Origin of the sequence: Exiguobacterium sp. s46 (genome assembly GCF_018618875.1) — a bacterium.
GTDB lineage: Bacteria > Bacillota > Bacilli > Exiguobacteriales > Exiguobacteriaceae > Exiguobacterium_A > Exiguobacterium_A abrahamii.
In genome coordinates, this window is sequence record NZ_JACSMY010000001.1 from 1,067,087 (window position 1) to 1,081,281 (window position 14,195).

General features: G+C 46.5%; 16 protein-coding genes. 5 read left to right on the top strand and 11 right to left on the bottom strand.

The genetic code is table 11. The features are described 5' to 3' along the window. Positions 1 to 180: 180 nt before the first annotated feature. On the top strand, positions 181 to 486 hold the full coding sequence (locus tag KNQ08_RS05735) for a hypothetical protein (RefSeq protein WP_214805066.1): 306 nt from the start codon (positions 181 to 183) through the stop codon (positions 484 to 486). Here the strand turns inward: KNQ08_RS05735 and KNQ08_RS05740 are convergent. Next, positions 469 to 1,092 (bottom strand): zinc dependent phospholipase C family protein, encoded by a 624-nt coding sequence (locus KNQ08_RS05740; RefSeq protein ID WP_214805068.1) that lies wholly within the window; start codon positions 1,090 to 1,092, stop codon positions 469 to 471. The genes KNQ08_RS05735 and KNQ08_RS05740 overlap by 18 nt on opposite strands. Positions 1,093 to 1,095: 3 nt before the next feature. Further along, a complete protein-coding gene (locus tag KNQ08_RS05745) occupies positions 1,096 to 1,665 on the bottom strand; it encodes a GNAT family N-acetyltransferase (protein WP_214723420.1) in 570 nt (189 codons plus the stop codon). Positions 1,666 to 1,795: 130 nt separating this feature from the next. Here KNQ08_RS05745 and KNQ08_RS05750 point away from each other — a divergent pair, with 130 nt between their 5' ends. Continuing rightward, on the top strand, positions 1,796 to 3,007 hold the full coding sequence (locus KNQ08_RS05750; protein WP_214805070.1) for an MFS transporter: 1,212 nt from the start codon (positions 1,796 to 1,798) through the stop codon (positions 3,005 to 3,007). 16 nt (positions 3,008 to 3,023) lie between these two features. Here the strand turns inward: KNQ08_RS05750 and KNQ08_RS05755 are convergent, their stop codons facing one another. The 3 genes from KNQ08_RS05755 to KNQ08_RS05765 form a co-directional block, all read right to left on the bottom strand. Beyond that, positions 3,024 to 3,569, bottom strand: coding sequence for a ribonuclease FAU-1 family protein (locus tag KNQ08_RS05755; protein WP_214723424.1), 546 nt, complete (start codon positions 3,567 to 3,569; stop codon positions 3,024 to 3,026). Positions 3,570 to 3,674: 105 nt separating this feature from the next. Further along, positions 3,675 to 5,132, bottom strand: coding sequence for a 6-phospho-beta-glucosidase (gene bglA / locus KNQ08_RS05760; RefSeq protein ID WP_214805072.1), 1,458 nt, complete (start codon positions 5,130 to 5,132; stop codon positions 3,675 to 3,677). A gap of 24 nt (positions 5,133 to 5,156) precedes the next feature. Next, positions 5,157 to 7,049: a beta-glucoside-specific PTS transporter subunit IIABC gene (locus tag KNQ08_RS05765; RefSeq protein WP_214805074.1), complete on the bottom strand. Its 1,893-nt coding sequence runs from the start codon at positions 7,047 to 7,049 to the stop codon at positions 5,157 to 5,159. Between the two features lie 163 nt (positions 7,050 to 7,212). Here KNQ08_RS05765 and KNQ08_RS05770 point away from each other — a divergent pair, with 163 nt between their 5' ends. After that, entirely contained in the window at positions 7,213 to 7,923 is a 711-nt protein-coding gene (locus tag KNQ08_RS05770; protein WP_214805077.1) for a GntR family transcriptional regulator, read from the top strand. A gap of 478 nt (positions 7,924 to 8,401) precedes the next feature. On the opposite strand, the gene KNQ08_RS05775 is transcribed toward KNQ08_RS05770, so the two are convergent. Then, the gene (locus tag KNQ08_RS05775; protein WP_214805079.1) at positions 8,402 to 8,743 is read right to left on the bottom strand and encodes a hypothetical protein; all 342 of its coding nucleotides are present in this window, start codon (positions 8,741 to 8,743) and stop codon (positions 8,402 to 8,404) included. Between the two features lie 321 nt (positions 8,744 to 9,064). On the opposite strand from KNQ08_RS05775, the gene KNQ08_RS05780 reads away from it, so the two are divergent. Beyond that, positions 9,065 to 10,450 carry an MFS transporter gene (locus KNQ08_RS05780; protein WP_058713244.1) on the top strand — a complete coding sequence of 462 codons (1,386 nt, stop codon included), beginning with the start codon at positions 9,065 to 9,067 and terminating at the stop codon, positions 10,448 to 10,450. A 42-nt stretch (positions 10,451 to 10,492) separates the two neighbouring features. On the opposite strand, the gene KNQ08_RS05785 is transcribed toward KNQ08_RS05780, so the two are convergent. From KNQ08_RS05785 to KNQ08_RS05795, 3 genes are read right to left on the bottom strand one after another with little or no spacing between them, the layout of a single operon-like run. Further along, entirely contained in the window at positions 10,493 to 11,125 is a 633-nt protein-coding gene (locus KNQ08_RS05785) for an HAD hydrolase-like protein (protein ID WP_214805080.1), read from the bottom strand. Beyond that, positions 11,122 to 11,616: an AAA family ATPase gene (locus KNQ08_RS05790; protein ID WP_214805081.1), complete on the bottom strand. Its 495-nt coding sequence runs from the start codon at positions 11,614 to 11,616 to the stop codon at positions 11,122 to 11,124. The genes KNQ08_RS05785 and KNQ08_RS05790 overlap by 4 nt, the downstream gene beginning before the upstream one ends. Then, positions 11,613 to 12,425, bottom strand: a complete 813-nt coding sequence (locus KNQ08_RS05795) for an MBL fold metallo-hydrolase (RefSeq protein WP_214805082.1) — start codon at positions 12,423 to 12,425, stop codon at positions 11,613 to 11,615. The genes KNQ08_RS05790 and KNQ08_RS05795 overlap by 4 nt, the downstream gene beginning before the upstream one ends. A gap of 129 nt (positions 12,426 to 12,554) precedes the next feature. Between KNQ08_RS05795 and KNQ08_RS05800 the strand changes: the two genes are divergently transcribed. Further along, a complete protein-coding gene (locus KNQ08_RS05800; RefSeq protein ID WP_214805083.1) occupies positions 12,555 to 12,938 on the top strand; it encodes a VOC family protein in 384 nt (127 codons plus the stop codon). A 44-nt stretch (positions 12,939 to 12,982) separates the two neighbouring features. Here the strand turns inward: KNQ08_RS05800 and KNQ08_RS05805 are convergent, their stop codons facing one another. Further along, positions 12,983 to 13,411 (bottom strand): hypothetical protein, encoded by a 429-nt coding sequence (locus KNQ08_RS05805; RefSeq protein WP_058703992.1) that lies wholly within the window; start codon positions 13,409 to 13,411, stop codon positions 12,983 to 12,985. Positions 13,412 to 13,739: 328 nt separating this feature from the next. Continuing rightward, on the bottom strand, positions 13,740 to 14,135 hold the full coding sequence (locus tag KNQ08_RS05810) for an RrF2 family transcriptional regulator (RefSeq protein ID WP_241492567.1): 396 nt from the start codon (positions 14,133 to 14,135) through the stop codon (positions 13,740 to 13,742). Between the last annotated feature and the right edge of the window lie 60 nt (positions 14,136 to 14,195).

Genomic DNA, 14,195 nt, shown 5'->3' on the forward strand with positions numbered 1-14,195 from the left:
AACATAGTTCTAAACTTATTCCGAGTGTTTTGCTTTGAATTAAAATTTAAAAATCGATTTTCTTTTTGTTCAACCGTATTCATACGATTATTTTCAAGACATCTTACAATAAACATAGAAAAACGCATCCTAATCTAAATGGATGCGTTCTTCGTCTTATTGTTATTCGGAGGTGATTTTATGTCGCAATTATTTTCAATTGCGTTTGTAATCTATATTTTATCGTTGAACATGGCAGCGATCTATCTTGTCCATAAACGAATCGTACCAGCTATAGTCGCTGGCTTAACAATTCTCTTCCTGATTCCAACCGTCAGTTGGACCGTCATGGTACTTTTTGTATTCGCTTTATTCGTCACACCAGTCATGGATTGGTTTGAAGGTTTAGAAAGTCTGATTAACCTGATGTGGATTGGTCTGTTGAACGGATGCTGCTACATATTATTCGGGATCGTCAAATGGGTCATTTCAATGATTCGGAGATGATTCTTTGACCAGAACTATCTTTAGCCCTTTTTCACCTAAGTGATGGAAGGAACGTTCAATCGCTGTTTCGATGTATCCGTCCAATTGATGCGGCAACAAGATATCATATTCTTGTGGCAGAACGGTTCGTCGGTCCTCTTCTACCTCGCTAACAAATTGTGGAAGTGCTTTCCACCTCGACTGTACACTCACTTCGTGAAGCGCTCCGTTGATCGCTTGTTCATTCCAGTTCACGAACGGAGCGATGCGTGTATTGTACCGCCTAAAATCATCATGATATCTTGAACCGATCGAGGCGTCGGCTATGATCGCTTGCCGCAACCAGGTCATATAAAATCCGCGTAACCAAATATCGTCTGCTATCAGATGGACGTAATAGCCAATTCGAAAAGATGGATCCCAAGACGTCGAGTCTCTCCAAAATGCTTCGTAGTCAATTGTTCGTGTCCCGTTCGCTAATTCACCCGTATAATAGTGGGCTTGCTCCTTCTCGTCATGGCGTGCATCAGGAGCGATCGTACCTATAAGGAATCGAGCAGGTTCTAGTTCCGGAAGTAACGTAATCAATCGTTGTCCGATGTAGGCATGCATCAGTCGTGAACCCATCGCTTACCTTCCTTCATAATCACTGCGCGTGATCGCATAAATCTTTAAGTCCCAGAAACGCTCTTTAACGAATAAAGCACTCCGCGAGACTCCTTCGAACGTCATACCGATCTTTTCCATGACACGAGCAGATCCATCATTTGCAACAAAACAACGGGCTTGAATGCGCTCGAGTCCGAGTGTCTCAAAACCGTACTGTACGAGACGCGCTGCTGCTTCCGGCATCAAACCCTTCCCCCAGTAATCGCGCGACAGCGCATAACCGAGTTCTGCTTGCTGTTGCTCAAACGAGACTTTGATGAAATCAATCGTTCCGATGACTCGTCCGTTCGTTTTGTCTTCAATCGCCCAAGGTGCCGGATTCCCTAGTTCGTATTGGCGAAGGATGTGATCGACGAATTGCTCAGAATCCGTGAGGCTTTTATGCGCATGCCAGCTGACATATCGCGCCGTCTCTTCATCTTTCGTGTAGGCATAGATATCTGCTGCATCTTCTGTGCGAACCGGTCGCAAACGGAGTCGCTCCGTTTCAAGTACAGGCAAAGCTTGATATAAATCGATGGTCGTTAACATGATTGAACCCTTCTTCCTTTGATTTTTTCCAAGTATACCCACTCTTCTATAAAAAGTATAGAGATATACGAAAACGTTATCAGAATTTTCTGGTATACTATTGGAAAATGATGTAAGAAAGGGTGTTGTCATGTCTTCTAGGGAACGAACGCTCTTAAGTGCGCTCGGTATTTCACAGTTTGGTGACTTCATTTATCTCGTTGCGATCAACGTATATATCTATCGATTGACCGGCTCAGCGTCAGCCGTTGCTGCCCTGTGGATCATCAGTCCAGTCGTATCTCTCGTCATCAAGTCGTTCGCAGGAGGTTGGGTCGACCGATCCGACTTACGTCGACTGTTGATTCAGACTGATGTGTTGCGTGCTTTCTTAATCGGTATCATGCCATTTCTACCATTATCGTTGCTTTACATCGACTTGATCGCCTTAGCCATCATCAAAGCGGTCGTTGAACCGGCAACGTTGACCTACATCACGACGCTTGTTCCACAAAACGATCGGACGTCGTTTAATGCCTATCGTAGTCTGATCACGTCAGGTGCCTTTTTGATTGGTCCGGCTCTCGCTGGAGGACTGCTCTATGTTACTTCTGCTGATGTTGCCATTTGGCTCAACGCTGTCTCGTTTCTCGGATCAGCTGTCCTGCTGATGCGCTTGCCGCGTTTTACCGCTTCGGTCGAACGAGGGATGCGGCTGCAAGACATTATATCCGATTGGCGGCTTGTCTATCAGTTCAGCAAAAGCGCACGCTACGTGATCGGATTATACATCCTCGCGATGCTGATGATGATTGCGACACTTGCACTTGATACGCAAGAAGTCGTCTTTTTACAGCGAAGCATCGGCTTATCGGAAACCGATTATGGTTTACTGATGAGTCTGACTGGGATCGGTTCCGTCGCCGGCAGCTGGGTCGTCGCCCGCTACGCCAAAACACTCTCCGTTCGGATGATGCTGACGATTGGCTATGTGTTCGTCGCCGTCGGTTACATGCTGTATGCGAGTGCGAATTCGTTTTCAATCGTCTGTACTGGTTTCTTGTTGCTCGGTTGTTTCCACGCATTTGCGGGAACCGGTTTCCTGACGTTCCAACAGACGAATATTCCACTCCACTTAATGGGACGCTTTACGAGTCTATACGGTGTCGGTGTCAGTCTGCTACAGATTCTAGCGATCGTCGCAATCGGTCTGCTCGGTGACATCTGGTCGATTCGTTTCAGTACGATTCTATTTGCCGGTCTCCTCGTGATCGTGACGATCTGTTTCCTTGGATGGGTTCTCCTCCCGCGCAAGCAACAGTATTTCGCAACGAACGAGATCAACGAAGAACAACATGCCTAAAAAACAGGGAACCCCGTCAACGCGGTGTTCCCTGTTTGAGTTGCTGTTTCATCACTTCTGCGTGTGCGACGAGCGGAAAAGATCCATCTTGTAATTGTTTCTGCAGTTGTTTGGCTTCCACCCAAGCGAGCGCATATTCCGCTTCTGAGACAATCCCTTGCTCCCGTGCTGCTTCCAGTTCATCCACATCGACTAACAAGACTTGTCCCGATGGCAAGGCGATGAGATCGAGAAACAGATCCTCCCAGTAGACTCGTCCGTCCTCTAATCCGGTACGTAGACAGATATCGATATAGGTTTGTACTAACTGACCCGTGGCGTCATACATCGAGGTCACGGCATGATGGGCATCGATTGGGAATTGTTGTACCCAGACGTAACCAGCGTCAGCGATTCGAACTATTTCGTCACCATAACGGACATCTAACGGTGAAGTGACTTCAATCAGTTGAAGGAGTGTCACATGTCCGTTGAACACCTCGTTTTCTACCTGTTCATGAACATAGTGTCGTTGTGTGATGCGACGCCAGTCACGTCGATCGGCATAGCGTTTTTTGATCATTTACCGGTCCCCCGTTTTTTCCTTAGTGTGCCATACCCCACTTCTTTCTTATTCTAATTCTTTAAAAAAAGGGGCAACGGATTTTTTCCGTTGCCCCTTACTTCATCATTTTGCCGTCTCTGAACCGTATAACGCAGCACCATTCGTCTCGATGACGTGACGGTACCAATCGAACGAGTCTTTTTTCATCCGTTCCATTGATCCGTTGCCTTCGTTATCCCGATCGACATAGATCATGCCGTAGCGTTTTTTCATCTCACCTGTCGTAAAGGAGACGATGTCGATGACGCCCCACGGCGTGTAGCCAATCAATTCGACGCCATCTTCGAGCACGGCTGCTTTGAACGCTTCGATGTGCGCACGCAAGTAATCGATCCGCGCTGTATCATGAATCTGACCATCCTCGATCGTATCAATCGCACCGAAACCGTTCTCGACGATGAACAACGGAATCTGATAGCGGTCGTACAGACGATTCATCGCATAGCGCAGACCAACCGGATCAATCGCCCAGCCCCAGTCGCTCGACTGGATATATGGGTTCTCGACACCATTCGCGAGACCACCGTTGACGATGTTGCCCGTGTTATTGACGACAGCATCATGTTTGACGGTCGTCGACATGTAGTAACTGAATCCAAGATAATCGACCGTTCCGTTTCGTAAGATTTCTGCGTCACCGTCTAGGATCGGAATATCATACCCTTCCCGTTTGAACTCATTCAACGCATAAGACGGATAGTAGCCGCGGACTTGGACGTCTGGGAAGAAATAGCGCTGACGCATCGATGTCTCAGCGAGCAGGATGTCTTCCGGGTGCGATGAGTACGGATAGATCGGTACGTGTGAGACCATTGCTCCGATTTCGAAGTCCGGGTTGATCGCTTTCCCTTTCGCGACGGCAAGTGCACTTGCGAGTAACTCGTGGTGTCCCGTTTGATACATGACTTCCATCGCGTTCTCTTCCGGGTCGAGGAGGACACCGGAATTCGTCCAGAGGAATAATGGATTGCTGACGTCCATCTTGTTGTTGATCTCATTGAACGTCATCCAGTACTTAACCTTGTCTTTGTAACGTGTGAAACAGACTTCCGCGAATTTTTCGAAGAACAGCGCTACTTTTCGGTTTCGGAATCCACCGTATTCACGTGCGAGGTGGAGTGGCATCTCAAAGTGCGACAATGTGATGATCGGTTCGATGCCGTATTTCAGTAATTCGTCGAAGACGTCATCATAGAACTTCAGTCCTTCTTCGTTCGGTTCTGTCTCGTCCCCGTTCGGGAAAATCCGACTCCAACCGATCGATGTCCGGAGACACTTCAGTCCCATCTCAGCGAACAGCGCGATGTCCTCTTTATAACGATGATAGAAATCAATCGCTTCATGGTTCGGATAAAATTCATCCTCTTCTACTTGATCCGTGATGCGACGAGCGACACCGTGCGCCCCTGCCGTCAATACATCGACGACGCTCGGTCCTTTTCCACCAGCGTTCCAGCCGCCTTCGAATTGATGCGCTGCTAACGCACCGCCCCATAAGAAATCGTTTGGTAATGTCTTCATCTTCATGTCCTCCTTCTATTTCTCTTACTTGATGATCGTCAAGATTTCTGTGTTTGCCGTCGTGACCGTCTCGTCCGTCGGTAGGATTTGCGCATAACTCTGCGTGTTCGTGATAATGATTGGCGTGATTGTCTCAAGTCCATGCGCTTCAATCGCTGTCGCATCAAACGTTACGAGTAGATCGCCTGTCGTCACGGATTCGCCTTCTTTGACGTGAAGCGTAAACGGTTTACCGTCGAGCGTCACGGTCTCAAGACCGACATGGATCAAGACTTCGACACCACTCGTCGAGCGTAATCCGATCGCGTGACCTGACGGGGCGACCATGACGACGGTACCGTCAAACGGAGCCGTGACCCGGTTGTTCGTCGGACGAATCGCTACCCCTTGTCCCATCGCACCGGAAGCAAAGACAGGATCCGGTACATCTGATAAAGCAACGATTTTTCCTTCAAGTGGTGCGCGAAGCGTCTCTTCGTTTGTCAGAGTTGCGCTGACTTCCTGTTTTGCAACTGGTGTCGCTGTACTTTCAGGTGCTACGACCGGAGCAGCCTGCTCCCCGAAACCGAACACTTGAATCAAGACGATCGGTAGAATCAAGGCAATCGCCGTTCCGATCAATAAGCCGATGATCGACGATGGATAGTCGGAATCGATGCCGTTGACGAGCGTCAATGGTCCCGGTAATCCGGCGTAGGCAAAGTAATACGGTTTAAAGAAACTTGCCGTGACAGCGCCGATTGCTCCCGAGATACAGCCATAGATGAACGGTTTTTTAAAACGGAGCGTCACCCCATAGATAGCCGGTTCCGTGATACCGAAGATACCTGTCAGTCCGGCTGAAACCCCGACTTTTTTCGTTTCTTTGTTACGTGCTTTCAAGATGACCCCGATGACAGCACCGATTTGGGCGATGACAGCAATCGTTTGGTAGGCTTGGAACGAGTCGCGACCATATTGCTCAAAGTTTGCGAGCACCATCGGCGTGACACCCCAGTGGACACCGAAGATAACGATGACTTGCCAGAAGCCACCGATGATGAGACCAGCTACCGCAGGAGCATTCTCCGCTAAGTAGTTATACCCGTTTGCGATCCCTTCTGCACCAAGTGTCGTGATCGGTCCGATCAAGAGAATCGTAAGCGGCACCATCAACACCATGCTGAAGAATGGAACGAACAACGGACGAATGACTTCATGAATCGTCTTGTTTAGGAATCGCTCAACATAGGACAAAATCCAGACGAGGAATAATGGCGGTAAGACCGATGACGTATACGTCGTACCGGATAAAGCGATTCCTAGGAACGTGATGGATTCACCGGCAGTGATGCGTGCTGCGATATCTGCCCATGTTGGACTGACCAGTGCCGCACTACAGGCGACCGCGATGAAGGCGTTGACCTTAAAATGATTCGCTGCCGTGATGGCAATGAAAATCGGCAAGAACGTAAATGGTGCCCATGAGATGAAGCTGAAGACTTCATAAGTACCTGTCTTCGCAAATGCCGGAAAAGCGAGCGTCGTCAAAATCAAAGTTCCCTGCAGAATCCCCGCTGCAGCTAAGATGTAGACGAACGGTGCAAAGACGGCTGACATCGTCGCAATGATTCGGTTGAGGACCGTCCCTTTCGGCGCCTCTTCCGTTTCTGGTTGCTCCAAATCGACGAGCTTCAAAAATTCTTGATGGACTTCTCCGACGTGTTGACCAATGACGACCTGAAACTGCCCGCCAGACTCAACGACCGTAATGACGCCAGGTAGTGCACTGACTGTTTCCTTAGCTGACGAATCCGATCGTTTCAAGACAAGACGAAGTCGAGTTGCACATCGGACGGCGCTGATGACGTTGTCTTCGCCACCGACAGCTTCTAATATCGAATGCGCCAATTGTTGATAATCGCGAACCTTGCCCATATCGTGTCCCTCCCCTGAATATGACGCTTGAATACCCTTTCATTTTAATTGTACATGCACAATTAATCAATACATAAATAATTAAATTTAACATGTTATTAATCAACAGAAGGCTTATGCTATACTAAAGAAAGAAAAAGTTCGCAAGAAAAGAAGGTGTCCTATGCTGAAATACCAACAGACGGCTGATGAAATCGAACGGTACATAGAACAACATGAGTTGAAACAAGGGGACAAACTACCGATTCTTGAAGAGTTGATCCGGCAGTTCGCCGTCAGTAAGACGACGATGACAAAATCACTTGAGTTACTCGAACGAAAAGGAATCATCTTTCAAGTCCGCGGAAGCGGGATTTTTGTCCGGAAGACGAATCGCACCGGCTACATTCGTCTGTTCTCGACCCAAGGATTCAAGCAGAATCTCGTCGGTCATACGATTGAGTCGACCGTTCTTGCACTCGAATCAATGTCTGCAACGAATAACATCGCGAAGAATCTCGGGATCGAGGCAGGTGAGACGGTTTATTACGTTAAGCGAATCCGCTACATCGACGGCAAGATCCTCTGTCTCGAAGAGTCTTACTATCGCCAATCAATCGTTCCGTACTTAAATCGTGAAATCGTCGAGCAGTCAATCTTCGAATACTTAGAGACGGCACTCCAATTGAATATCGGGTTCTCGGATATGTACATGCACGTCGGGAAGTTAAGCGCTGAGTCGGCTCGTCATCTGGATCTCACCGAGAGCGATCCTGCCATGACGATCGAGACGGTGTTTCATTTGACGAACGGTCGTCCGTTCGACTATTCCGTCATCACATACCACTATGAACATTCACAATTCGTCGTTCAGGCAAACGGACTATATCTTTAACAAACGAAAAAAGTAAAAAAGCGAAGTCTGATGATCGTCTTCATTTTACTGAAGACGTTGCATCGGATTTCGCTTTTTCTTTTAAGAAACTAACTAAAATTAATATACAAAACGGATAAATCGCTAAAACGACAATCAATAATAAGCCAAGAACTGGGCTCGGAAAATCAGTAGGATACATGACTGGGAACCACTGACTCAATGCATACGACATGAAGACAAAATACGGTATCCAACTAAAGGAAAACGACCAAGTAAGTCGACTTCGAACTATTATCCCCTGCATCAGACGAATAGGTGTAAAGAATAGGATCATACACACCGTGATCAATAGAAAATCCATTAGGTAAAAAAACTGATATGATGTTCCCGTTATGCGGATAATACGTTCAATGTTTAATGTCATCTCAACAGGAAGAAAGAGCATCAAGGCGAAAAACAGACTCCATCCGTTCCATTTTACAAATAATCGCATGCTTTAAATAACGATCTCTTCTTTACTCGATTTCTCGAGATACAGTTCCCCATCAAACGTCGTCAAGGCAATCACTTTCCTGTCTTTTTCATACCATGCTGTCGCTCCTTCACGATCGAGTTCTTTCCAACCGGCTTGGCGAATCCGAGTTCCATAGAGTAGACCCGGTCCATCGGTTTCCGAGACAAGACGCGTTTTGATTTTCCACTCACCTTGTTTTTCAACTGCCGTAGCAAATCGTGGCACTGGAAAACTGGATACCTTCGATTCTTGAAATCCAGCATACCAACCACCGACGACTACAATGAGCCCAAGACATATAATGGCGATCCATTTATTTTTCATAAGCATTCTCCTTTACTTTCCACCCTCATTTTAAAATTACCAAAATATAGTTTTCTTACCCTCATCCTAAAGACGGATTACTGATTTTTTCGTTGTGAAAACACATGAAAATTATTTCGAATTTATGAAAACACCCAAAAAATTTTCAATTTTTTTCATAAAAAATGCACACCTTTGTTTGTCCTTAGAGTCGCAACGGTTTGACAACTCCAGGCACAGAGCCATTTTCAATCATTTTCAAGTGGTTAAGCACATTAGCAACTTGACTTCATTTCCTGCTATGGTACGATACGAACTTATTAAAGGGAGTGAACAGAACTTATGAAATTCAGAAAAGAAAAAGTCAATGTCGTTGACATGAAGCAAACCAAAAAAAGTGTCTACGCGACCGGAATTGGGAATGCGATGGAATGGTTCGATTTTGGTCTTTATTCCTATCTCGCAATCATCATCAGTCAAAACTTCTTTAGCGCTGTCGAAAATGATGAACTGAAGCTCGTCTTTACGTTTGCGACCTTTGCGATCGCTTTTTTAATGCGACCAATCGGCGGAATCGTCTTTGGGCGAATTGGAGATCGACTCGGGCGGAAGGTCGTCTTAACGACGACAATCGTTATGATGGCTGGTTCGACGCTCATCATTGGACTATTACCGACCTATGATCAAATCGGAATTTGGGCACCGATTCTGTTATTGTTAGCACGTATTTTACAAGGATTCTCGACTGGCGGTGAATACGCCGGTGCAATGGTCTACATCGCTGAGTCATCACCAGATAACAAACGAAGTGCTCTCGGAAGTGGACTTGAAATCGGTACACTCGGTGGATATATTCTCGCTTCATTACTTGCTACAACACTTTTTGTCACCTTATCGGATGATCAAATGGCATCTTGGGGATGGCGAATTCCCTTCATTCTAGGGGCACCACTCGGTTTATTTGGTCTCTATTTACGTCGTCACTTGGATGAATCACCGATCTTCGAAAATGAGATCAATGAAAATACAGAAGAACCCGCGACATTCCGCGAAATCCTGCGTGACCACAAACGTGATATCATCGTTTGTTTCATCGCTGTCGCCTTCTTCAACATTACGAACTACATGCTCTTGTCCTACATGCCATCGTACCTCGATGAAGTCATCGGCATGTCAAGTTCGACAAGCACGATTCTCATCACCGGTGTCATGGTGATCATGATTCCGCTCGCTTACTTCTTCGGGAAGCTTAGTGACAAAAAAGGCAATCGCAATATCGTTCTTTTCGCGTTAGCCGGACTATCGTTGCTTTCAATCCTGTCGTTCTTCTTGATTGGTCTTAAACCACTCTTGTTCGTCGGGATCGGAATCTTCATCCTTGGCTTCTTCTTGGCGATCTTTGAAGGAACGATGCCAAGTCTTCTACCGAGTATCTTCTATACGGATGTCCGTTACCGGACGCTATCCGTGACGTTTAACGTCTCTGTCTCGATCTTCGGTGGAACGACGCCACTCGTTTCGACGTGGCTCGTCCATACGACACAAAACCCGCTCGCTCCTGCTTTCTATTTAACAGCAGTCAGCGTCATCGGCTTCGTCACGTTCTTCTTCTTCTTTAAGAATACAGCTGGTAAGGCACTGAAAGGGTCGCATCCGACTGTATCGAGTGAAAAAGAAGTCGCGTCGATCGCGAAGAAACCAGACGATGCTCTCTGGTGGGCAGAATAATCGCTATAAGTAAGAGCCGTCTTCCACAGAAGACGGCTCTTTTTAATAAACAGCACTCAACTCTTTTACGACGCGGTCCGCGACTGCGAGTTCCTGCTCTTGCGCAAAATCGAACTGACAACCGATTGCTACCAGTCCGTTCGCATGCGCCGCTTTGAAATCAGATAAGCGGTCACCGACAACGTAGCCTGACGAGATGTCGTGCGTCTTACAAATCTCCCGTACGAGTGCTGATTTATCACCGGAACGGATGTCTTCGATACTATAGACATGATCGATATAGGATTCGAGTCCATATGTCGTCACGATCGCTGACAAGTAGGACGGCCACCCATTACTGGCGATATAAACGGAGTGACGCGCTTGTTTCAAACGACTTAGCAACTCGACCGTTCCCGGATATAGGCAACCATGCCCCGCCTTGACTGCCTGCTCTATGCTACGTCGAAACTTTTGATCCGCAGCCTGTTGGTCTGTGGCTGAAAAGTCCGGTAGTAACGTCTGCCAGACTTCCGGTAACGAGACGCCCATGATCTGCTGATAGAGGGCGACTGGCGTCTCTCCCTCCCAGCTCCCCGTCTGACGCAACTCATGAAAGACATCTTCTAGCGCATGCGCCAGCACGGCATTCGTTTGAAACAACGTTCCATCCATGTCAAAAATGTAGTGTGTCATTCGCTCTCCCCTTTTTGCTCTTGTTTTATTTTCTGAATCATGGCTTCTATCGATGTATCCTCAGCAATCAGACGATCCGTTGGGCGGTGATCCCGATCAATCCACCAGCGTTTCATATCCGTCTCAGAAAACTCCGTCGGCTGGCGCATCGCATGGCGACGAATAGTTTCTTCGAATGAGACGTCAAAATAATACGCCGCGTAACGTGACGTAAAGCGACGTTCCAACCGGTCAATCATCTCACCGTACCAGTCCTGTGCAAGAATGCCTTCCAGCAGAATCGTCGCGTGGCGTCCGTCAGCAAGTCCGACCAACTCCTCGATCCAGCGAATCGCCGGATTTCCTGGTCCATCTTTTACGTTCAACATCTCCCTGCGGATGACATCTTGTGACAACAGGATGCTATCCGGTAAAACCGATCGTAACGCTTTGGCAAGCGTCGTTTTTCCACTACCAGAATTCCCGCGAATGACGATCAAGCGCGACTTCATGTCGTGAACCAGTCCCCGTTCAAGGCAGCAATGTACCGCTCTGCAGAGAGTGCTACTGCTTCAGACGCGCCGGTTTCGATTTTCCGATGAAAGGCGTCATATAATTTTTCAAAGTGAAGCGGACGTAACGTTTCTGCTATTCGCGCGACCGTCTTTGCCGGAAGCGGAATCACATTCGGATAGCTGTACATAAAACTGACCCATGCCCGATCGGCAACGATCCGAATGATGTCCCCTGTCAACAATAGCCCCGCCGATGCGTCTTTTCGTTCACAGATGACTGCTCCTTTGAAGTGACCACCGACGCGATGTAACATCACATCTTCCGCCAATTCCAAGCGTTCACCACTCCAGAAGACGATGCGTTCGCTTGGTCGCGTCACGAACGATGCATCATCTTCATGAATATAGATCGGCACGTCAAAAGTCTCCGCCCATTCGACTTGTGTCGCGTAATAATGCGGATGTGATAAAGCAATCGCCTGAATTCCGCCTAATTTCTCAAGTTGCTCTTTCGTTGTTGAATCAAGATATGTAATGCAGTCCCATAACAGGTTGAACGATTTTCCTTGGACAAGATACGCCGTCTGACCGATACCGAACGCCGGTGTCGTCTGAATCGCATAGACGCCTGCTCCGTCGTCACTAATGACGTTTTGATATGTTCCTGACGTTTGCATGGCAGCGAGCGTCGTCCACGTTTGACCAGTTGGATTGACATACTGTCGTTCCTCTAAGCAAATCGGACACGTTTCACGTTGCGGATTAATTTGTTCGACACCACACGTCGTACAGATGATGGTTTCCATATTATCATTCCTTTCCCATTCGTAAATGATTTTCCTGATATATCATACCATATTCCATTTATAGGGATTGAAGGAATTAAGAGGTGGTTATCGAAAGGAACATGTATGAAAACAAAGGAGGAGATGCTCATGTCAATTTCGACCCACCTTATTGCGCCCCGCTTGAACGCTGTCTTTTTGCATGTTCAGGATGTGAAATGTGCCGCCGCTTGGTATCATCAGTTACTACAGCTCCCGTTTGATGCATCGCGCGTCTCGTCACCTGTTTATAATCTCCCACTCGAAGGTCCAACGAGTTTGACGCTTAATGATCATTCGAATGACGCAACGTACCAACATCATCCCTCCCCTCATGCCTTATTTAATTTTTATACGACGGACATCGATGCCTCCTATCAGTTCGTCTTATCACTACAAGCACCCATCATTCGTGACATCGAACGTTTCGATAATTTTGCTTACTTTACGTTTGCAGATCCCGACGGCAACGTCTTGATGCTCTGTACAGGGTAAGACAAAAGCAGGCCGAACCACTGATGTGGCTCGACCTGCTTTGTTTAATAAGACGTTCGATCATCATTTATGACGCTTTGAAAACGTTCTGTGAACCGATTGATCGCCTCTTCAGTATCAAGAATGCCAGAAAACCAGATCTTTTTGTCTTCCGAAAATATAAGATGCAATGACCCTTCTATTGTAGACTCCACATTAAGTGTAGCAATCGTATCTGACTTCAATAATGTCTTTTGTGATAGAGTGACCAGTTCATTTGTCAACGTTTCGCGTGTATCTTCTGACGTTTTTTCATGAAGAAGATCAACTGTTTTATGAAGCAATACGGCTTTTGAGACACGCGATAAATTCAACTCACGAATTTCAAAAATGTAGGCGTCCTCATATTCATGATGACGCTGGACGATGAATCGTGGAGAATGCACTAAGTGTTGAATGAAGTGAACGAACATTTCGATGGTCATTTCGGACATACCGAAACCCTCCCTTTTACGTGGATCAATGGACGAATGCCTTTAATCCTTTATCTGAATGGACAGTAAGAGTCCTGTATAAAAATCAAGCAGGTGAATTGGAAATATCCCCTCCTTCCTGTAAAGTTATACCACAAAAACAAGTACAAAGTGTACATGTTTTTGTTTCAAAATTAAGATTCGAATAGCGTCCGAATCTTGTTTATAGTAACATAAAAGATACTAGTTTTAATCATAATTAACATGATGATCTGATAAAAATCTGCATGACTGGAATATGTACACGGATAAAGAGTCAGAGATCATCTATCCCTCTCTGACTCTTTCTTCAGTCGTTCATCGTCGGCGCGATTAAATCTTGTAACGTGTATGCCTGCAACGCGTCCGTAAAGGACATGAATGCTTGATCGAACGCTTGACGTGTGTTTTGCAAACTACCATTTTTATTGGGAACGGTCACATTTTCAAGATAGGATACTTCTTCAAATAAATGAACGATTTCTCCTAACGTAATCGTCTCTGGCGATTTCGCTAATTTGAATCCACCATTACGACCTTGTACGGAAATGATGAGACCAAACTTGCTCAATGAATGGACAATCTTCATCAAATGATTTTTAGAAATATCATAATGGGTTGCCACTTCTTGAATTTGTACGAGCCGATTCGGATGCGACGCTGCGAAAATAAGCACACGAATGGCATAGTCCGTAGAGCGAGTCATCTTCATCCATTTCACCTTCTTTTTCTTTCCTTTATATAAACATAGTACAGAAGCTTACTC

Bases quoted from the DNA above. Each gene is read 5' to 3' on its own strand.
- KNQ08_RS05770 (WP_214805077.1), top strand. From the start codon at position 7,213: ATGCTGAAATACCAACAGACGGCTGATGAAATCGAACGGTACATAGAA.
- KNQ08_RS05800 (WP_214805083.1), top strand. From the start codon at position 12,555: ATGTCAATTTCGACCCACCTTATTGCGCCCCGCTTGAACGCTGTCTTT.
- KNQ08_RS05805 (WP_058703992.1), bottom strand. From the start codon at position 13,411: ATGTCCGAAATGACCATCGAAATGTTCGTTCACTTCATTCAACACTTA.
- KNQ08_RS05780 (WP_058713244.1), top strand. From the start codon at position 9,065: ATGAAATTCAGAAAAGAAAAAGTCAATGTCGTTGACATGAAGCAAACC.
- KNQ08_RS05785 (WP_214805080.1), bottom strand. From the start codon at position 11,125: ATGACACACTACATTTTTGACATGGATGGAACGTTGTTTCAAACGAAT.
- KNQ08_RS05745 (WP_214723420.1), bottom strand. From the start codon at position 1,665: ATGTTAACGACCATCGATTTATATCAAGCTTTGCCTGTACTTGAAACG.
- KNQ08_RS05740 (WP_214805068.1), bottom strand. From the start codon at position 1,092: ATGGGTTCACGACTGATGCATGCCTACATCGGACAACGATTGATTACG.
- KNQ08_RS05790 (WP_214805081.1), bottom strand. From the start codon at position 11,616: ATGAAGTCGCGCTTGATCGTCATTCGCGGGAATTCTGGTAGTGGAAAA.
- KNQ08_RS05775 (WP_214805079.1), bottom strand. From the start codon at position 8,743: ATGAAAAATAAATGGATCGCCATTATATGTCTTGGGCTCATTGTAGTC.
- KNQ08_RS05810 (WP_241492567.1), bottom strand. From the start codon at position 14,135: ATGACTCGCTCTACGGACTATGCCATTCGTGTGCTTATTTTCGCAGCG.
- KNQ08_RS05795 (WP_214805082.1), bottom strand. From the start codon at position 12,425: ATGGAAACCATCATCTGTACGACGTGTGGTGTCGAACAAATTAATCCG.
- bglA (WP_214805072.1), bottom strand. From the start codon at position 5,132: ATGAAGACATTACCAAACGATTTCTTATGGGGCGGTGCGTTAGCAGCG.
- KNQ08_RS05765 (WP_214805074.1), bottom strand. From the start codon at position 7,049: ATGGGCAAGGTTCGCGATTATCAACAATTGGCGCATTCGATATTAGAA.
- KNQ08_RS05735 (WP_214805066.1), top strand. From the start codon at position 181: ATGTCGCAATTATTTTCAATTGCGTTTGTAATCTATATTTTATCGTTG.
- KNQ08_RS05755 (WP_214723424.1), bottom strand. From the start codon at position 3,569: ATGATCAAAAAACGCTATGCCGATCGACGTGACTGGCGTCGCATCACA.
- KNQ08_RS05750 (WP_214805070.1), top strand. From the start codon at position 1,796: ATGTCTTCTAGGGAACGAACGCTCTTAAGTGCGCTCGGTATTTCACAG.